The sequence below is a fragment of the Peribacillus sp. NPDC096622 genome, from assembly GCF_044762665.1.
Classification (GTDB): domain Bacteria; phylum Bacillota; class Bacilli; order Bacillales; family DSM-1321; genus Peribacillus; species Peribacillus frigoritolerans_B.
Window position 1 is genome coordinate 24,312 of record NZ_JBIWES010000002.1, and the last position, 19,950, is coordinate 44,261.

The 19,950-nt window shown below is 41.6% G+C and carries 18 protein-coding genes and 4 tRNA genes; all 22 read left to right on the top strand.

The genetic code is table 11. From position 1 onward, the window contains the following. Positions 1 to 18: 18 nt before the first annotated feature. The 22 genes from ACIQYG_RS03515 to ACIQYG_RS03620 all read left to right on the top strand — a co-directional run bounded on the left by ACIQYG_RS03515 (position 19) and on the right by ACIQYG_RS03620 (position 19,646). Positions 19 to 216 carry a DUF951 domain-containing protein gene (locus ACIQYG_RS03515; protein ID WP_402835508.1) on the top strand — a complete coding sequence of 66 codons (198 nt, stop codon included), beginning with the start codon at positions 19 to 21 and terminating at the stop codon, positions 214 to 216. Between the two features lie 166 nt (positions 217 to 382). Continuing rightward, positions 383 to 1,483 carry a redox-regulated ATPase YchF gene (ychF, locus tag ACIQYG_RS03520; protein ID WP_076368500.1) on the top strand — a complete coding sequence of 367 codons (1,101 nt, stop codon included), beginning with the start codon at positions 383 to 385 and terminating at the stop codon, positions 1,481 to 1,483. 262 nt (positions 1,484 to 1,745) lie between these two features. Further along, entirely contained in the window at positions 1,746 to 2,030 is a 285-nt protein-coding gene (rpsF, locus tag ACIQYG_RS03525; RefSeq protein WP_034316153.1) for a 30S ribosomal protein S6, read from the top strand. Positions 2,031 to 2,098: 68 nt separating this feature from the next. Then, positions 2,099 to 2,623: a single-stranded DNA-binding protein gene (ssb, locus tag ACIQYG_RS03530; protein ID WP_057278276.1), complete on the top strand. Its 525-nt coding sequence runs from the start codon at positions 2,099 to 2,101 to the stop codon at positions 2,621 to 2,623. Between the two features lie 47 nt (positions 2,624 to 2,670). Then, a complete protein-coding gene (gene rpsR, locus ACIQYG_RS03535; protein WP_034316147.1) occupies positions 2,671 to 2,910 on the top strand; it encodes a 30S ribosomal protein S18 in 240 nt (79 codons plus the stop codon). Positions 2,911 to 3,147: 237 nt separating this feature from the next. Continuing rightward, positions 3,148 to 4,095, top strand: a complete 948-nt coding sequence (locus ACIQYG_RS03540) for a YybS family protein (protein ID WP_402835509.1) — start codon at positions 3,148 to 3,150, stop codon at positions 4,093 to 4,095. Between the two features lie 40 nt (positions 4,096 to 4,135). Beyond that, positions 4,136 to 6,106 carry a DHH family phosphoesterase gene (locus tag ACIQYG_RS03545; protein WP_402835510.1) on the top strand — a complete coding sequence of 657 codons (1,971 nt, stop codon included), beginning with the start codon at positions 4,136 to 4,138 and terminating at the stop codon, positions 6,104 to 6,106. Next, positions 6,103 to 6,552 carry a 50S ribosomal protein L9 gene (gene rplI, locus ACIQYG_RS03550; RefSeq protein WP_034316140.1) on the top strand — a complete coding sequence of 150 codons (450 nt, stop codon included), beginning with the start codon at positions 6,103 to 6,105 and terminating at the stop codon, positions 6,550 to 6,552. The genes ACIQYG_RS03545 and rplI overlap by 4 nt, the downstream gene beginning before the upstream one ends. A 140-nt stretch (positions 6,553 to 6,692) precedes the next feature. Next, positions 6,693 to 8,057: a replicative DNA helicase gene (gene dnaB / locus ACIQYG_RS03555; RefSeq protein ID WP_098370315.1), complete on the top strand. Its 1,365-nt coding sequence runs from the start codon at positions 6,693 to 6,695 to the stop codon at positions 8,055 to 8,057. A gap of 280 nt (positions 8,058 to 8,337) precedes the next feature. Then, a complete protein-coding gene (locus ACIQYG_RS03560; protein WP_034316136.1) occupies positions 8,338 to 9,630 on the top strand; it encodes an adenylosuccinate synthase in 1,293 nt (430 codons plus the stop codon). A gap of 260 nt (positions 9,631 to 9,890) precedes the next feature. Next, positions 9,891 to 9,966, top strand: a tRNA-Lys gene (locus tag ACIQYG_RS03565). Positions 9,967 to 9,974: 8 nt separating this feature from the next. After that, positions 9,975 to 10,046 (top strand) — tRNA-Glu (locus ACIQYG_RS03570). A 23-nt stretch (positions 10,047 to 10,069) separates the two neighbouring features. Further along, positions 10,070 to 10,145, top strand: a tRNA-Asp gene (locus tag ACIQYG_RS03575). A 29-nt stretch (positions 10,146 to 10,174) separates the two neighbouring features. Continuing rightward, positions 10,175 to 10,247, top strand: a tRNA-Phe gene (locus tag ACIQYG_RS03580). Positions 10,248 to 10,657: 410 nt separating this feature from the next. Beyond that, on the top strand, positions 10,658 to 12,076 hold the full coding sequence (locus tag ACIQYG_RS03585; RefSeq protein WP_402835511.1) for a peptidoglycan DD-metalloendopeptidase family protein: 1,419 nt from the start codon (positions 10,658 to 10,660) through the stop codon (positions 12,074 to 12,076). A 279-nt stretch (positions 12,077 to 12,355) separates the two neighbouring features. Continuing rightward, entirely contained in the window at positions 12,356 to 13,063 is a 708-nt protein-coding gene (gene yycF, locus ACIQYG_RS03590) for a response regulator YycF (RefSeq protein WP_034316131.1), read from the top strand. 5 nt (positions 13,064 to 13,068) lie between these two features. Continuing rightward, positions 13,069 to 14,901, top strand: a complete 1,833-nt coding sequence (gene walK / locus ACIQYG_RS03595; RefSeq protein ID WP_402835512.1) for a cell wall metabolism sensor histidine kinase WalK — start codon at positions 13,069 to 13,071, stop codon at positions 14,899 to 14,901. Then, entirely contained in the window at positions 14,898 to 16,235 is a 1,338-nt protein-coding gene (locus tag ACIQYG_RS03600) for a YycH family regulatory protein (protein WP_402835513.1), read from the top strand. The genes walK and ACIQYG_RS03600 overlap by 4 nt, the downstream gene beginning before the upstream one ends. Next, on the top strand, positions 16,222 to 17,016 hold the full coding sequence (locus ACIQYG_RS03605; RefSeq protein ID WP_402835514.1) for a two-component system regulatory protein YycI: 795 nt from the start codon (positions 16,222 to 16,224) through the stop codon (positions 17,014 to 17,016). The genes ACIQYG_RS03600 and ACIQYG_RS03605 overlap by 14 nt, the downstream gene beginning before the upstream one ends. Before the next feature lie 6 nt (positions 17,017 to 17,022). Continuing rightward, positions 17,023 to 17,817 carry an MBL fold metallo-hydrolase gene (locus ACIQYG_RS03610; RefSeq protein ID WP_402835515.1) on the top strand — a complete coding sequence of 265 codons (795 nt, stop codon included), beginning with the start codon at positions 17,023 to 17,025 and terminating at the stop codon, positions 17,815 to 17,817. A 270-nt stretch (positions 17,818 to 18,087) separates the two neighbouring features. Continuing rightward, a complete protein-coding gene (locus ACIQYG_RS03615) occupies positions 18,088 to 19,308 on the top strand; it encodes a S1C family serine protease (RefSeq protein ID WP_402835516.1) in 1,221 nt (406 codons plus the stop codon). Positions 19,309 to 19,484: 176 nt separating this feature from the next. Continuing rightward, positions 19,485 to 19,646, top strand: coding sequence for a CxxH/CxxC protein (locus ACIQYG_RS03620; RefSeq protein ID WP_065310847.1), 162 nt, complete (start codon positions 19,485 to 19,487; stop codon positions 19,644 to 19,646). Positions 19,647 to 19,950: the final 304 nt, after the last annotated feature.

A 19,950-nucleotide genomic window follows, 5' to 3' on the forward strand; every position in this document is an offset into this window, starting at 1 on the left:
ATTGGGGGGCTCATGGTTATGGAAGAAAAGGAATTTGCACTTAAGGATATTGTGGAAATGAAGAAACCACATCCCTGTGGAGTGAATAAGTGGAGAATTATACGGATCGGAATGGATATCCGGATAAAATGTGAAGGATGCGGTCATAGCGTGATGCTGCCTCGACGTGAATTCGCGAAGAAAATGAAAAAAATTCTGCAAAAGCATGAGGAGTGATCATGCTTTTTTTTTGAGTGAAAGTAGTCTGGCGTTTCTCATGATTTACTTGTCTTTTTAGGAAGCGAAATCTATAATTGGGAAAGGTTTAGGTAATTGGATGGTCTTTATAGAAGATCAGTTCTTTTCCCATATGTACGAATCATCTTGAAGGAGTGAAATATAAATGGCTTTAACAGCTGGTATAGTCGGTTTGCCTAACGTAGGTAAATCCACTTTATTTAATGCAATTACTCAGGCAGGTGCGGAATCTGCCAACTATCCTTTCTGTACGATCGATCCGAATGTCGGGATTGTGGAAGTGCCAGATCACCGTCTGCAAAAATTGACTGAATTGGTAAAACCGAAAAAAACGGTTCCGACAGCATTTGAATTCACGGATATCGCCGGGATTGTAAAAGGAGCAAGTAAAGGAGAAGGATTAGGTAATAAATTCCTTTCCCATATCCGTCAAGTGGATGCAATTTGTCAAGTCGTCCGTTGTTTTGCAGACGATAACATTACCCATGTTTCCGGAAAAGTAAATCCAATCGATGATATCGAAGTCATTAACCTTGAATTGATCCTTGCCGATTTGGAATCTGTTGTCAAACGCATCGACCGTGTCGGAAAAATGGCCAAGCAAAAAGATAAAGCCGCTGTGGCAGAACATGAAATCCTTGTGGCTTTAAAAGAAGCATTGGAAGATGAAAAGCCTGCACGTACCGTCGAGTTTACTGAAGAGCAGCAAAAAATCGTGAAGGGCATGCATTTACTTACAGCGAAGCCGACGCTTTACGTGGCGAACGTGAGCGAAGATGAAGTGGCGAATGCAGACGATAATGAATATGTACAGCAAGTTCGTGAATATGCCGCTAAGGAAAATGCCGAAGTAATCGTGATTTGTGCCAAAATCGAAGAAGAGATTGCAGAGCTTGAAGGTGAAGAAAAGGAAATGTTCCTATCTGAACTTGGTATCGAGGAGTCAGGTCTTGATCAGTTGATCCGTGCTTCTTATAATCTGCTTGGATTGGCAACATACTTTACAGCTGGTGTACAGGAAGTGCGTGCTTGGACATTCCGAAAAGGAATGAAAGCCCCTCAATGTGCCGGCGTCATTCACACGGACTTCGAACGCGGTTTCATCCGTGCCGAAACGGTTTCTTATACCGATTTACTTGAAGCGGGCAGTCATGGTGCCGCAAAAGAGGCGGGTAAAGTTCGTTTGGAAGGAAAAGAATACATCGTTAACGATGGCGATGTCATCCATTTCCGTTTTAACGTTTAAGAACCAAAGACCCTACCATTCCATATGTAGGGTCTTTCAGTTTGTCGACAAAAGAAGTTGATTGGAACGGAAGGTAAGAGTCTCCGGAAAAAGCGGGTGCCTGAAGTGGAAATCAACGGTCATTAGATTACAATTAATTGTAATAAGTCGAACCGTTCGTTGCAAAGCCTCTTTAACTATGCTATAATTTTATCTTGTGAGTAATTATAAATAATTGCTCCTTGCCCAATTGGGCCGCTTAGACCAAAAGGAGGTGACAGTGATGAGAAAATACGAAATTATGTATATCATCCGTCCAAACATTGAGGAAGAAGCTAAAAAAGCTTTAGTTGAACGTTTCAACACAATCCTTTCTGATAATGGTGCGGAAGTAGAAGCAAAAGAATGGGGTAAACGCCGTCTTGCATATGAAATCAATGATTTCCGTGATGGTTACTACATGCTTCTTAAAGTTAACGCTGAAAGTGCTGCGATTCAAGAATTCGATCGTCTTGCTAAAATCAGTGAAGACATTATTCGCCACATGGCTACTAGAGAAGAAGTTTAATTCGATATTAATATAAATTCTAATCTTGTTTCACATGAAACAAGCTTGAAACCTAGGGGTTGATTCTGATGATGAATCGCGTAGTTTTGGTAGGACGCTTAACTAAAGATCCTGAATTACGATATACACCTAATGGAGTTCCTGTAGCTACCTTTACTTTAGCTGTGAACCGTAGTTTTACGAATCAGCAGGGTGAACGTGAAGCGGATTTCATTAACTGTGTAGTTTGGCGTAAACCGGCAGAAAATGTAGCTAACTTCTTGAAAAAGGGCAGTTTAGCTGGCGTGGATGGACGTGTCCAAACACGTAATTATGAAGGACAAGACGGCAAACGCGTATATGTGACGGAGATTCTGGCTGAGAGCGTTCAATTCCTTGAACCACGAAGCAGTTCAGCGGGTGAAAGAAATGAAGGCGGTTCTTACGGTGGAGGTCAAAGAAGTTATGGAAATAACGGAAATGACAACAATTCGTATGGACAAAATCCAAATCAGAATCAACGGAGCAATAACAACTACACTCGTGTAGATGATGATCCGTTTGCAAATGACGGTAAGACAATCGACATTTCAGATGACGATCTTCCGTTTTAAACATCCGTTTAAAATGAAAATTCAAAAAGCAGGGAGGGAAATTTATTATGGCAATGGGTGGACGTAAAGGACGCGGTAAGCGTAAAAAGGTTTGTTATTTCACATCTAACGGAATCACTAAAATTGATTACAAAGATGTAGATCTTCTTAAAAAATTCGTCTCAGAACGCGGTAAAATTTTACCACGTCGTGTAACTGGCACAAGCGCTAAATATCAACGTAAATTAACGATTGCTATTAAACGCTCACGTACTATGGCATTACTACCATATGTATCTGGTGAATAATAAATTGGCACATTGAGGAGTTATCCTTAATGTGCCTTTTTCATAAGTTGTCACTTATGCCTGAAAACCGCTGAATTGCGGTTTTTTTTATTTCAGAAGGAAGTTATCCGGTTGTTTTCCTCAGAAAAAATATTCATATCCTAAAAAAGACTGTGATGTTTGAAATATCCTGGCCGTAACGGATACAATATAAAGATGGAGATAAGACATCAATAATAACAGGGGGGTGAAATAAAGATGAATAGCGGGAGACGAATTGCCGAGGGCGGAGCACTTCTGGCACTATATTGCATTTTATTGTTCATCACCATTCAAATCCCACTATTGGGTATTTTCACTACTTTCTTTTTACCCATTCCATTCATACTGGTCACAATCAAACAAAAGTTATCATGGAGCCTTGGTTACTTATTTGTAGCCTCGTTATTGTCGATCCTCATCGGGACGATATTGTCTGTTCCGCTGACCTTGCTCATGGGGGCAACGGGAATCGCTATCGGCTATTTTTTGAAAAAGGACAAACCGATGGCACCTATGTTCATAAGCGCAGTCCTTGTCTTCCTGGGAGGCATTTTATTAATATATGCAGCTTCAGTGTTGATAACGGATGTTAATTACATAGAAGAATCGATGAACATGGCTGAGGGGTCCATTGAAAATACAATCGGCATCATGGATTCTTTTGGACAGGCACCGACGGAGCAAGTCAAAAAGCGGATGTATGAATCGATCGATATGATGAACACGCTGATGCCAAGTTTGTTCGTCTTGATGTCCGTCATCATGGTTTTATTGATTTTCTTTGCGGCGCATCCCGTTGTGAAGAGATTCAGTGATAAGGCGTTAAAATGGCCCCATTTTCGAGATCTGCGACTCCCGAAAAGTCTTTTATGGTATTATTTAATTACGATGCTTCTTGCTCTTTTTGTGAATACGGACAAGAACAGTTTTGTATATATGGCCATAACGAACCTATTTTTCATACTGCAGTTCTTCATTTTATTACAAGGATATTCCCTGATATTCTATATCGCTCATGTTAAGTCATGGGTTAAGGCGATACCTGTTTTAATCGTGGTTTTTTCTTTGCTTCTGCCGATCCCGATTATAACGACGGCCGTCCGATTTTTAGGTATAATAGATTTAGGCTTTCCTTTTAGGGAGACAATCAAGAAAAAGGAATAGAGACTTTTTTGTAAAACAGATGCTTTTAGGAGCTGAAACTATGCCATCTTATTTGAAAGAATACTCGATTAAGTCCCCATTATATGGGGTGCTGGCCGCAGTCGTTTTACTTTTGGGCGTACTGGCTTATTATAATTGGGTTATTGCACTTGTTGGACTATTGATTCTTGCTGGTTTATTTTATTTAACATTAAGAATGGTAGAAAAAAAGCAACGGAAGACAGAAGAGTATATAACGACTTTATCCTACCGTTTAAAGAAGGTGGGCGAGGAAGCGTTATTGGAAATGCCGATTGGGATCATGCTCTTTAATGAGGATTATTATATTGAATGGACCAATCCATTCCTGGCTTCTTGTTTTAGTGAAGACTCCTTGGCAGGAAGATCGCTATACGATGTTGCGGACTCGATAGTACCGTTAATCAAGCAAGAGATCGAGACAGAGACACTTACGCTCCACGATCGGAAATTCAAGGTGGTCCATAAGCGTGATGAACGGCTTCTTTACTTTTTTGATGTAACGGAGCAAGTGGAAATTGAGAAATTATATGAAGATGAGCGAACGGCAATTGCGATCATTCTTCTTGATAACTATGATGACTTGACACAGGGTATGGATGATCAGCGTAAAAGCAGCATTAATAGCTTGGTTACCTCACTTCTTGATAAGTGGGCAAGGGATAATGGCGTTTTCTTTAAACGGGTTTCCTCGGAACGATTCATCGCTGTATTTAATGAGCATATCCTTCAGCAGCTTGAAAAGGGGAAATTCTCGATTTTGGATGAAATCAGGGAAACGACGGCCAAGCAAAATGTACCATTGACCTTGAGCATCGGGGTCGGCTCGGCCGTTTCATCCCTGCCGGAACTAGGTACGCTTGCACAGTCCAGCTTGGATCTCGCTTTAGGGCGGGGCGGTGACCAGGTAGCCATAAAGCAAGCGAATGGAAAAGTGAAATTCTATGGCGGCAAAACCAATCCGATGGAAAAACGCACGAGGGTCCGTGCCCGTGTGATTTCCCATGCATTGAAGGATATAGTCCTTGATAGCGATAAAGTCATTGTCATGGGCCATAAAAACCCGGATATGGACGCAATCGGTTCAGCGATCGGGATCTTGAAAGTTGCCCAAATGAATGAACGTGAAGGCTATATTGTCATAAACACCCAGCAGCTCGATAGCAGTGTCCTTCGTTTAATGGAAGAGATCAAAAATAAAGAAGAGCTGTATTCCCGGTTCATAACACCTGATGATGCATTTGAAATGATTACGGATGAGACCTTGCTGGTTGTGGTCGATACACATAAACCTTCCATGGTGATTGAAGAGCGGTTATTGAATAGGATCGATAAGGTTGTGGTCATCGACCATCATCGCCGGGGTGAGGAGTTCATCAAGAACTCATTGCTCGTCTATATGGAGCCATATGCATCTTCAACAGCAGAACTTGTGACCGAACTGCTTGAATATCAGCCAAAACGCTCAAAGATTGATATGTTGGAGTCTACGGCACTTCTTGCAGGTATCATCGTCGATACGAAAAGCTTCACCTTAAGAACGGGATCACGTACTTTCGATGCAGCCTCCTATCTAAGGGCGCATGGAGCTGATACGGTACTTGTCCAGAAATTCTTAAAAGAAGACGTGGACACCTATATCAAACGTTCGAAGCTCATTGAAGAAGTCATTTTTTATAAAAAGGGGATTGCCATTGCCGCGGCAAAAACCGACCAGGTTCATAATCAGGTGCTCATTGCTCAGGCTGCGGACACCCTATTGACCATGGATGGCGTTGTCGCTTCCTTTGTAATGGCTAAGCGATCTGATGATACAGTTGGCATAAGTGCGCGTTCTCTTGGTGATATCAATGTACAGGTGATCATGGAAATGTTGAATGGAGGCGGACATTTAACGAATGCCGCCACCCAACAGGTATGCTCCATTGATGAAGCCGAAAGCCGATTGAAAGCAGCAATTGATGAATATTTAGAAGGGGGACAAAAAGAATGAAAGTAATATTTCTTAAAGACGTTAAAGGTAAAGGGAAAAAAGGGGAAGTTAAAAATGTTGCAGATGGTTATGCACATAATTTCCTGCTTAAACAAGGATTGGCCGTTGAAGCAAATAATTCAAATGTAAAAACTTTGGAAGCCCAGAAAAATAAAGAAGAATCACTTGCAGCGGAAGAGCTGCAGCAAGCTGAGGAATTGAAAGTCCAGCTGGAGAAATTAACGGTTGAACTTTCTGCCAAAGCTGGTGAGGGCGGGCGTTTATTCGGTTCCATCACGACTAAACAAATTGCATCGGAGCTTCAGAAAAAACACGGTATCAAGGTTGATAAACGTAAAATGGAGCTTGCTGAAGGCATCCGCACTTTAGGGCATACAAAGCTTCCAGTCAAGCTTCATCCTGAAGTCACTGCGACACTCACTGTGCATGTGAAAGAAATTAACTAATTTTAGCTGTTTCATATCTGTGAAAAATTGATAAAATAGAGATAGACGAAAAATGTGATTGGGCACGTTGTCCTTTCACTTTTTTCTTTTTTACTAGAAACATATAAAAGGTATCCTCTTAGAATGGGAGGTTTTAAGATATGATAGAACAATTTCAGGATAGGATTCCCCCACAAAATATAGAAGCCGAACAGGCTGTGCTAGGAGCCATTTTTCTTGAGCCCTCTTCATTGACCGTTACATCGGAAGTTTTGATTCCGGAGGATTTTTACAGAAGCTCTCATCAAAAGATCTTTAATGTGATGCTTAAATTGAATGACGAAGGAAAAGCTGTCGATTTGATTACGGTGACAGAGGAATTGGCTGCGACAAAAAACCTTGAGGAAGTTGGCGGGGTTTCTTATTTAAGTGAATTGGCCGGATCGGTGCCTACCGCGGCCAATATTGAATATTATGCCCGCATCGTCGAGGAGAAGTCATTGCTGCGCCGTTTGATCAGGACAGCGACTAACATCGCTCAGGAAGGCTACAGTCGCGAGGACGAGGTCGAGGAGCTGCTCGGGGAAGCAGAAAAAACGATCATGGAAGTGGCCCAGCGTAAAAATTCCGGGTCTTTTCAAAATATTAAGGATGTATTGGTTGCGACGTACGATAACATAGAAGTTTTGACTAACCGTAAAGGGGATGTCACGGGAATACCGACAGGGTTTGCTGAACTGGATCGAATGACAGCAGGGTTCCAACGTAATGACCTAATCATAGTTGGTGCCCGTCCTTCGGTTGGTAAAACCGCTTTTGCATTGAATATCGCTCAAAACGTTGCGACCAAAACGGAGGAGAATGTAGCGATTTTCAGTCTTGAGATGGGTGCAGAGCAGCTCGTTATGCGTATGCTCTGTGCTGAAGGAAATATCAACGCCCAGAATTTACGGACAGGTTCCTTAACTGATGAGGATTGGCGTAAACTGACGATGGCGATGGGAAGCTTGTCGAATGCCGGCATTTATATCGATGATACGCCAGGTGTGAGGATTGGTGAAATCCGTTCCAAATGCCGTCGTTTGAAGCAGGAACATGGTCTTGGCATGATATTGATCGATTACCTGCAGTTAATCCAAGGCGATGGTCGTTCAGGCGACAACCGTCAGCAAGAGGTATCCGAGATTTCACGTTCACTCAAAGCGCTCGCCCGTGAACTTAAAGTGCCCGTCATTGCCCTTTCCCAGCTATCGCGGGGAGTGGAGCAGCGTCAGGATAAGCGCCCGATGATGTCTGATATCCGGGAATCCGGGAGTATCGAGCAAGATGCCGATATCGTCGCATTCTTATACCGTGATGATTATTATGATAAAGAATCCGAGAATAAAAATATCATCGAAATCATTATAGCGAAACAGCGTAATGGTCCGGTAGGCACGGTTTCGCTTGCATTCGTAAAAGAATATAATAAATTCGTTAACCTCGAACGCCGCTTCGATGATGATTCGATGTCTCCCGGCGCATAGGGGACTGCCTGCCATTCATGTAATGGCGGGCTTTCTCTGTTTCGGGAAAAAGAAAGGCCCTTATGATAATAGAAAAAGAAATCAGAGGGTACAATAATGTATGACAATCCAAAAAGATCGGGAAGAAATTTCTCATATTTACGAACAAAGAATTTTTTAAAAAGTGTATTGTTCGGATTTTGTATTGACTTCCAGTTTGGATTATTGATAAAATAGGTTTGTTTGATAAGAACCGGTTAATGATCGGTATTACGTGAACCTTTGGAGGTGCTTTATTCAGATGTCATCAGTTGTAGTAGTCGGTACACAATGGGGAGACGAAGGTAAAGGTAAAATAACAGATTTTCTATCCCAGAATGCGGAAGCCATCGCTCGTTATCAAGGTGGGAATAATGCAGGGCATACAATTAAATTTAACGGCGTTACCTATAAACTGCATTTAATTCCGTCAGGGATTTTTTATAGTGATAAGATTTGTGTCATTGGAAATGGTATGGTAGTTGATCCAAAAGCTCTTGTAGAGGAGCTTGCTTATTTACATAGCCATGGGGTGAGTACGGATAATCTTCGTATCTCGAACCGTGCACATGTCATTCTTCCTTACCATATCAAATTGGATGAAGTCGAAGAAGACCGTAAAGGCGCCAACAAAATTGGAACGACTAAAAAGGGAATCGGCCCTGCATATATGGACAAAGCTGCTCGTAACGGAATCCGTATGGCAGACCTTTTGGACCGTGAAATTTTCGAGGAAAAATTGTCTCAAAATCTTGTCGAAAAAAACCGTATGTTCGAACGTTTCTATGAAACGGAAGGTTTCAAAATCGAAGATATCTTGGAAGAGTACTATGAGTACGGACAACAAGTGCAGAAATATGTTTGTGATACATCCGTTGTATTGAATGACGCACTTGATGAAGGAAAACGGGTATTATTCGAAGGTGCACAAGGTGTCATGCTTGATATCGATCAAGGAACATACCCATTCGTCACTTCATCTAACCCGGTTGCAGGTGGAGTTACGATCGGTTCTGGTGTAGGTCCTACGAAAATCAACCATGTGGTTGGAGTATGTAAAGCATACACAAGCCGTGTGGGCGATGGTCCTTTCCCTACAGAATTGCATGATGAAGTCGGCAACCAAATCCGGGAAATTGGCCGTGAATATGGTACAACTACAGGCAGACCGCGCCGTGTAGGCTGGTTTGACGCTGTTGTCGTTCGCCATGCTCGCCGTGTCAGCGGGATTACCGATTTATCATTGAACTCGATTGACGTATTATCAGGTCTTGATACGGTTAAAATTTGTGTGGCCTATGAATACAAAGGCGAAATCATTCATGAGGTTCCAGCGACTTTGAAAGCGATTGGCGAATGTAAACCAGTCTATGAAGAACTACCAGGCTGGTCAGAAGACATCACTGGTTGTAAATCATTGGATGAGCTTCCAGAGAACGCTCGCCACTATGTAGAGCGCGTATCTCAATTGGTAGGCATTCCTTTGACCACTTTCTCTGTCGGTCCTGACCGTAACCAAACAAATGTCGTGAGAAGCCCTTGGCGTCTAGCGTAATTCATGAAAAAGGAGCTGGCTTTTTTTGCCGGCTCTTCTTTCATTATTATTATCGATACTGGAGGTCCGGGATACCGAATGAAAGGAACAAAAATGTAGGGAAAATGAAAAAGATAAGAAAAAAATAATTTTATTTCAAAAAACTATTGCCTAAACTATATTATCCATGATATTATCAAAAGCGTCGTCACAATAGAACAAGCCATTAACAATCTGCAGATGTTAAGTTACCATCCTGCAAAGAAACATTTCAATAGAACGAGCCATTAGCTCAGTTGGTAGAGCATCTGACTTTTAATCAGAGGGTCGAAGGTTCGAATCCTTCATGGCTCACCATTTTTTCCGGCCCATTGGTCAAGCGGTTAAGACACCGCCCTTTCACGGCGGTAACACGGGTTCGAATCCCGTATGGGTCACTTCTTTATATAAATGCTTTACTGGTCCCGTGGTGTAGCGGTTAACATGCCTGCCTGTCACGCAGGAGATCGCGGGTTCGATTCCCGTCGGGACCGCCATTTTATTTTTATTCTAAAATAGAATATTTGGCTCAGTAGCTCAGTCGGTAGAGCAAAGGACTGAAAATCCTTGTGTCGGCGGTTCGATTCCGTCCTGAGCCATCCTTGTATAAACGCCTTTCCTTTAGGGCGTTTTTTTGTTTTGCGTCCAGAGTATTCTGAATGAAATCTTGTTAATAGATTGTTAACAATTTGTAACATACCATTTTCGGCCAATTCGGACTAAAACTCGCTTTTAACCTTACTGGGCTTAGGCCCATTCCTTTTTCCTCAGTTTATTGAACTTTCCCCATTACCATATCTATTGGTACAAGTTGTCACCATTTATACAGTTCTATTACATTATGAAGTCTGTTTCTTGTTTTTTTTCTTAATATGGTAGAGTTATGAGTGATAAAAATCATTATAGAAATCAGTCATAAGCATCTGGATATTTAAATTGGACTAATAAATCTCAAAATAAATTTGATTAGTTTCTTAATTGGTGACTGAGCCGTTAAGGAGGACAATATATGTTTAGCTCAAAAGGCAAGGGGATCATCCTGTTGATGGTTTCCGTCATTTTAGTGCTTGCAGGTAATCGGGTAACTGCTGCGGGGATATCGGAAACTACAACCATTCAGCATGTTTATCTTAACGATGAGTTCGTCGGCAGTGTGACGGATGAAACGGAAATCGAAAACATCGTAGCCGATAAGGTAGAAGAAGCACAGGAGGATTATCCTGACTTTACATTCGATAAGGAGACACAGCTGAAGTTCGTACCTGAAGAGGTATTCGATAAAGATATTAAAGAGGATCAGGCTGTTAAGGGAATTCAAGATCAGTGGCATGTGAAGGCAGAGGCGTATGAAATCGACATAGATAATCAGGCGGTCGCTTATGTTGCGTCAAAGGAAGATGCAGAGGACGTTCTGGAGAAAATCATTTTATTATATGTAAATGAAGAGGAATACGCTGAATACGAATCAGGTACAAAAGAAAGTGAAAAAGATGTGGATCCGTTAAAAGAGCCAGGAAGCAGAATTCTGGACATCGAATTTTCACTTCCCGTTACGTTTAAAGAGACAATGGTATATCCAGACGAAATCAAGAGTGTCGATAAAACCCTTTCCATGATAAAAGAAGGAAAGGAAGTAAAGACGATCTATGAGGCTAAGGAAAATGAGGACCTTGAAGCCATTGCCACTAGGCATGATATGGATCTGGATCAACTGCTGGAGCTGAATCCGGGACAGGATGAGGACAAAGGTATTAAAGAGGGCGAGCGTCTCTATGTGACCCAGCGTAACCCCTATGTGAACGTAATGGTAGAAAGAGAAGTATTTAAGGAAGAGAGGATTCCTTTTGAAAAGAAAGTGAAGGAGGATGACGAACTTCCAAAGGGCGAACTCATTACTGACCAAATAGGGAATGAGGGGATCCTTGGGTTCACCTATAATGTATCTGAAACAAATGGGAAGAAAATCAGTGAAACGATCGTAAAAAAAGAAGTCACGGAAAAAGCCAAAACAGAAATCACCAGAAAAGGCACCAAGGTCATTCCTTCACAGGGAAGCGGTACATATTCGTGGCCTGCAGATGGGGGCTATATTTCCAGTAAGCAGGGCCAGCGCTGGGGGAAGCTTCATAAAGGTATCGATATTGCACGGCCAACCACCAGGACCATAACGGCAGCGGATCATGGGATAATCGAAACTGCCGGGAACTCCGGAGGATATGGAAATAAGATAACGATCAATCATAATAATGGGTATAGGACTGTGTATGCCCATTTAGATTCAATTGATGTAAAAGCGGGACAAAAGATTGAAAAAGGCATGAAAATTGGCATGATGGGTTCAACAGGGCACTCGACCGGTGTCCACCTCCATTTTGAAATATATAAAAACGGGTCTCTCGTTAATCCGCTTAACTATATAAGTCAGTAATCGATGGAAGTCTTCGAAAAATATTCGAAGACTTCTTCTGTTTCATATAGATGAGAATAATAGGAAAAAGGTGATTTAATGCCTATAAAATGATAAAGTAGAATAGAGACAATTTGCTTTCATTCCGGTGTTCAGCCCCTTTATTGGGTATATATATGTAACTTTGCTAAAACCAGGTTGCTAAGCTTGGTGCAAGCAGAAGGAAAAGTGAATAAGGTCCCGGATAAGGACACGGTTTTTAATAGATTCAGTTCAGTTATTAAAAAAGGAGATAAGTACATGGATAAAAAGATTCTGGTAGTGGATGACGAAAAGCCAATTGCTGATATATTACAATTCAATCTAAAAAAAGAAGGTTACGAAGTTTTTTGTGCTTATGATGGCAATGAAGCCCTCAAAATGGTGGAAGAACGGCAACCTGATTTGATTTTACTTGATATCATGCTGCCGCAGCGCGATGGGATGGAAGTTTGCAGGGAAGTAAGGAAGAAGTATGAGACGCCGATCATCATGCTAACGGCAAAAGACTCAGAGATAGATAAGGTCTTAGGATTGGAGCTTGGTGCAGACGACTATGTGACAAAGCCATTTAGTACCCGGGAAATAATTGCCCGCGTTAAGGCGAACCTTAGACGTCAGCAAGCTGTTCCGGTTCCCGATCAAGAAAATGAACCGAAGGAAATCACGATAGGAACGCTCACCATCCATCCGGATGCGTATGTGGTATCCAAGCGGGGCGATACGATTGAATTGACGCATCGCGAATTTGAGTTGCTTCATTACTTAGCGAAGCACATCGGTCAGGTCATGACAAGGGAGCACTTATTACAAACCGTGTGGGGCTATGATTATTTCGGGGATGTGCGTACGGTCGATGTAACGGTCAGACGTCTTCGTGAGAAGATTGAAGACAATCCAAGCCATCCTGGCTGGATTGTAACTAGAAGAGGGGTCGGTTATTACCTGCGTAACCCTGAACAGGAGTAGTTTCTATGAAAAAGGTTGGTTTTTTTCGCTCAATTCATTTTAAATTTGTTCTGATTTATGTATTGCTCATTTTCGTGGCGATGCAAATAATCGGGGTATATTTTGTTGGGGAATTGGAAGAAAATCTTGTCGGGAACTTTACGAAATCAATAAAAGGTCACGTTAACCTGCTTACCTACAGTATAGGTGAAGAAATGGAAAAAGAGAGGGGAGAGGAAGATCCGACCCTCGAAGAAGCGATTGATGCGATATTGAAAGACCGGGATAATTCATCGAATGATATTTCGGAAGTACGTGTCATCGACACCCGCAGCAGACGCGTGATCGGAACTTCAGCCCGAGGTAACCAGGATATTGTAGGGAAGAAGACGACAGAGGTCCTCATTAAGAATACGCTCACTTTTGGAAAAGAAGATAGTGATATATTTCGGGATAAGAAAACAGGCATGCGGCTCTGGGTCCTGTCGACACCCGTTGAAGCAAATGGGGAGGTCATTGGTGCCGTCTATGTAATAGCTGAGATGGAAAATGTCTTTGAGCAGATGGATGAAATCAATAGCATCTTCATGACGGGTACGGCCATCGCCTTAGTCATTACGGCCATCTTGGGGATCCTGCTCGCACGAACGATCACTAGACCCATGTCTGATATGAGAAAACAGGCCCTTGTGATGGCAAAAGGGAATTTCTCCAGAAAAGTCAGGGTATATGGCGATGATGAAATTGGCCAGCTTGCCGTCACTTTCAATAATTTGACCAAAAAGCTTCAAGAGTCGCAATCAAGCACAGAGGGAGAGCGGCGTAAGCTATCATCTGTCCTTGCCAATATGACGGATGGCGTAATTTCAACGGACAGGCGCGGTCGGGTGAACTTGATTAATGAACCGGCGGCACAATTATTGAATGTCTCGAGTGAAACCGTCATGAACCAACCGATCATTGAGGTTTTGGGTCTTGAAGAAGAATATAAATTTGAGGATTTACTGGAAGAGCGAGAGTCCATCATCCTTGATTACAGCAAAAAAAATCATCCTTTCGTTTTGAGGGGGAACTTTTCGGTCATTCAAAAGGAAACGGGATTCGTTAATGGTTTGATCACTGTTTTGCATGATATAACAGAGCAGGAAAAAATCGAGAGTGAACGCAGGGAATTCGTTGCGAATGTATCACATGAACTGCGAACTCCGTTAACGACGATGAGAAGTTACCTGGAGGCATTGGCTGAAGGTGCATGGAAGGACGAGGAAATCGCTCCATCCTTTTTAAGTGTGACCCAAAATGAAACGGAGCGAATGATCAGGCTTGTTAATGATCTGTTGCAGCTTTCGAAAATGGACAGTAAAGATTACAGGCTTAAAACCGGCTGGGTGAATTTCAATAAATTCTATGACCACATCATCGATCGTTTTGAAATGACGAAAAATGATGACATCACGTTTAAGCGTGATTTGCCGAAGGAAGCTTATTTTGTGGATATTGATGAAGATAAAATCACCCAGGTTCTCTATAATGTAATCTCCAACTCATTAAAGTATTCACCTGAAGGGGGTCAAGTGACTTTCCGCGTCAGGGCATCTGATGGCTTTATCATTGTGAGCATTACAGATCAAGGAGTGGGTATCCCGAAAAACGTCATTGATAAAATATTCGACCGCTTCTACCGTGTGGATAAAGCAAGGGCCCGTAACTTAGGCGGGACAGGGCTTGGTTTAGCGATTGCAAAAGAAATGGTCGTGGCGCATGGCGGGAAAATATGGGCGGAAAGTGTGGATGGAAAAGGAACTACCGTGTTCTTTACACTTCCTTACGAACAGGAAGAAGAGGATGATTGGTCATGAATTTTGAACGTGCAAAAAGTATAATACTGATTATTTTGGTTGGGACAAGCATTTTTTTGACATGGAGCATTTGGACGTACGAGCCTGAATATGATCTATTTGAACAATCGTCGGAATTTATAAAGATTAAAAGCGATGTCCAGATTGTCAGTGATGTCATTAAACCAGTCAGTATTCTTTTCCATGGCAATGGACAGCATTTCCAGACTTCCAGCCCGGCAGAAATCAATGAAATGGAAAATGAATTTTTACAATGGCGTTTCAGCGGCATAAAAGAGGTATCCGTAAAAAGGCTGCAAAGGAAATTTGACGATTTTGTCCATGAAGATGGATCAATCGAAATCGAATTTTCCGATGAGATCCCCATCTCTCTTTATAAAACGGTATTGAATATAGCGGATACGGAAGTGCCTAAATTTTCGTTTGATCGAATCATCATTAAGCAAAAGGATATCAGTGGTAATGTATCTGCTGTTTATTTTGTTTCCTATGATCAAGGGGAGATTTATCAAGGCATGGTTGACTCTAAAAAACTAAGGAATTTCATGGATTCATTTTATCAGGGTTCTTACGATAAGCACCCTGAATACACGGCCGAAACGATAAACAGCAAAAGGACGCTGTTCGTCCCGGAAAACCCAGTGGAGATCAATAGACTTGAATATTATATAGACTATTTGGATATTGGAGACCTTAAAAGCGCTCTATTTATTAATCCGAAGTATGTACGACAGGAACCCGTTTCGGTCGGTGAGGAATACACGGATGGAACAAGACTTATGACGGTCAATAAAGACAATTACTTAATTTCTTATATCAATCCGGCACAAAAGAGAAAGTTATTTGGCAGTCCCAGTGCCCTTCTCCAAAAAGGCATTGAGTTCATCAATGATCATGCTGGTTGGGAAGATAACAATTACCGCTTTGCCTATATGTCGGAGAATGAGCAACGAGTGGTATTCCGCTTATTCGTAAATGGTTATCCGACCTTCAATGAATCCGGAATGACAGAAATCGAGCAAATTTGGGGGAAAGAAGAAATTTATAGCTATGACCGTCCATATTTTAAACTGGACTCAGTCCTCCCGTCAGTAGGATCGCCAGAGATTTTACAAAGCGGTAAAGAAGTAGTGAATCAGCTGAAATCGAAAGATAATATCGATTTCAAAAGTGTGGAGGACATCTCGATAGGCTATAAACTGGATAAATCCCTGGATTCCAAACTTGTAACTCTAGTTACACTTGAGCCCACTTGGTATTATCGTATCGGCGATAAATGGTTTATTGTGCCTTTTGATGAAGATACGGGAGGCGATCAAAGTGGATTGGAATAATACAAAGTCGATTTTCATCATGGTTTTCTTCGTTTTGAATATTTTTCTTCTTTATCAATTCCTGGAAAAGATTAATGACTCCCAATTAGAAAGCTTAACGGAGCCTCTTACGGATGAACTTTTGAAAGAAGAGGAGATTTCAATAGAAACCCCACTTCCGAAACAAAAGTCGGATCAATTCCTGACTGCCCAAAGCAAGACCTTTGAGAAGAAAGATATACAGCACCTAAAGAATCAAAAAGCAAAAATCATCGATGATAAGAAGCTTGTGGGTACATTTAAGATACCGGTTGGCATGAAAGAGGAAATTCAGGCTGCAGACGTTGATATATTCCTGAAGGAGTATATATTAAATGGAAGTGAGTATCATTTTTGGAGCTATGATGAAATCAGCCAGACCATCATCTGCTATCAAGTGGCAGATAAAAAGATGTTTTTTAATAATAGTAAAGGGAAGGTCACTCTATATCTGAACAAGAAGGGTGAAATCGTTTCCTATGAACAGATGTATTTAGAGGGGATCAAAAAATTCAATAAACCTAAAGAATTGAAGTCTGCTTTAACGGCTATTGGAGCATTGTATCAGAATGGTGATATTGATCCCAAAAGCAAAGTCACGAATGTAAAATTGGGTTTTTATAATTCGCTGCAGACGACATCTGTGTCACATTTACTTGTGCCAACTTGGTGGGTGGTCATTGATGGCGAAACGGATCTCTTCGTGAATGCTTTTGATGGAGAGGTCATTGAATTGAATACAGAAGAAAAAATATTGGAGTGAGTATAGATGACAATGCATTTTAGTGTTCTCGCAAGCGGGAGTACAGGAAATGCCTTTTTCGTGGAAACGGAGGATCAATCATTCCTTGTCGATGCCGGCTTAAGCGGTAAAGCCCTGGAAGCATTGTTTCAGGATATAGGCCGTGATATGTCGAAGCTGTCCGGTATCCTTGTTACCCATGAACACAGCGACCATATTAAAGGTCTTGGCGTGGTTGCCAGAAAACATAAACTCCCGATATATGCGAATGCAAAAACATGGGATGCCATGGAGCGATCGATCGGTGAAATTGCAACCGAGCAAAAATTCACATTTGAAATGGAACAGATCAAAACGTTCGGCAGTCTTGATATAGAATCTTTTGGCGTTTCACATGATGCGGCAGAGCCGATGTTTTACGTCTTTCATCATGAAGATAAGAAACTTGTGGTCATTACCGATACAGGGTACGTAAGTGATCGGATGAAAGGAATCATCTCGAATGCCGATGCTTATGTATTCGAAAGTAACCATGATGTGTCCATGCTGAGGATGGGAAAATATCCATGGAGCATCAAGCGCCGGATTTTAAGTGATGTCGGACATGTTTGTAATGAAGACGCTGCCCTTGCAATGAGTGAAGTGGCCGGTGATAAGACCAAGCGGATTTACTTGGCCCATTTAAGCCTCGATAACAATATGAAGGACCTAGCTAGAATGTCGGTGGAACAGACGTTAAAGACAAAGGGGATCATTGTTGGTGAACAATTTTCCTTATATGATACTGACCCGAAAAGACCAACTGAACTTGTTACATTATAAATGAAAGGAATGGATGAGGGATACCTTGTTCATTCCTTTTTATTTTTAAAAATTTCGATTCGTAAGTTACGAATCGGATTAAAAGGGGTATTGTTTGGTTAGAACTGTATAGGTAAAAGGAAAATGGCTGATACTAGTCAATTTTATGTTGCCCCTTAAATTAAGCATGCATTTTTTTAGAAAAATTTCGGTAATTGAGTATAATTGAGGGAGGATACCAAACAATAGAATTGCTATAATACATTCCTAAAATGAGAGGATGGGGCGGTCTTGGGTTATTATGATCAGAATGATGAAAACCAAAATAAACGGAAAAAAAGCCATACGAGCTATTTTCTAGCAGGCTTGGGGGGCGCCATCATCGGGGCTTTACTTATTTTATTAGCCTTTCCGGGAAGTGGACTGTTAAATGACGATGAAAACGAAATGACAACGGAAAAATCAACGGAGAGAGAGACCACGGAGCAGTCCCAGCAAAACCTTACTCTTGATGTAACAAGTGCCGTCACCAATGCCGTTGATAAAGCCAGCGACGCAGTGGTCGGCATCACTAACATTCAGGAAACGAACTTCTGGGGTCAAGGGAGCAACGCCGAGGACAGTTCGGCAGAAGCCGGCACTGGTTCTGGAGTCGTCTACAAGAAAGATGGCGGCAAGGCCTATATCGTCACGAATAATCACGTCATTGAAGGAGCTAATGAACTTGAAGTGACATTAAGTGATGGCACTAAATTGCCAGCTGAACTACAAGGCAGTGACCCATGGACAGATTTAGCCGTCATTGTCGTTAAGGGTGAAAAAATCAAAACCATTGCTGAATTCGGAAAATCGGGCAAATTGAAACCTGGTGAGCCCGTCATTGCCATTGGTAATCCATTAGGCCTTCAATTCTCTGGGTCGATCACACAGGGGATCATCTCCGGTTTGGAGCGCACGATAGAAGTGGATATCAATGAGGACGGACAAGTGGACTGGAATGCGGAGGTAATCCAGACCGATGCGGCGATTAATCCGGGTAACAGCGGAGGGGCACTCGTTAATATGTCAGGGCAGGTCATCGGAATAAATTCGATGAAGATTGCAGAAAATGCAGTGGAAGGAATCGGTCTTTCCATTCCAATCGATTCAGTTATCCCGATTATTAATGATATAGAGGAATTTGGTGAAGTGAAACGTGCTTTCTTAGGTGTGAACCTGGCATCTGTAGAAGAAATTTCCCAATATCATCAACAAAATACATTAAAGCTGCCAAGGAAAGTCACTTCTGGCGTTGCAATAACAGGCGTTCAAAGCAACTCTCCAGCATCCAAAGCAGGATTGAAGGAATTTGACGTCGTAGTTGGAATGGATAATGAAAAAATCCATGATGTCGTGGAATTAAGAAAATACCTTTACAATGAAAAACAAGTCGGTGATAAAGTTAAAATCATTTATTACCGTGAGGGAAAGAAAGAAACGACGGAAGTCACGCTTTCAAGCAGCGAAATTTAAAGCAAAAAAGGACAGGGGGCGGAAAATGCCTCCTGTCCTTTCTATTTCCTTGCGCTTTTCTTATTTTTTGTTACGATTACCTGTGGATATATACTGATATTAAAAATCTCAAGTAACTTGTGGATAATTGGGAATGGAAGTACTGGGAATAATGAATGGGAAAGGAGATATGAAAGATGAAATTATATTGCTGTCAGGAACACGTGGACATGGCGCTGGATGAAGTGGTATACGAATGTGAAACCTATCCTGTTTTAACGCTGGTTCCCGAGGAAAATCAGTTATCAACAACCTGTGAATATTGTCGAAACGTGGCAATATATCTAGTAGGGAACTAATATTCCCATACAAGATGTGGATAGATTTTGTGGATATGTGGATAACTTTTGTGGATAACATGTTTGTAACCTGTTCTTAACATTTTCCAAAGAGTAAAGCGGCGGGTGGAATGGTTTAGATTCAAGCGTTTGTTTGTACGAATAATCAAGATATTTGTTCGGATTGGATCTAAGTCCAGCCGAATTTCTTCAATAATGAAAGTTACCGTTGCCGCTTTCAGGGGCAGCGGTTTTTTTTTTAAAAGCATTAAAAATTGGAAAGGATATGCTTGTTTTGCTTATAGGTCACTGTAAGGTATGATAA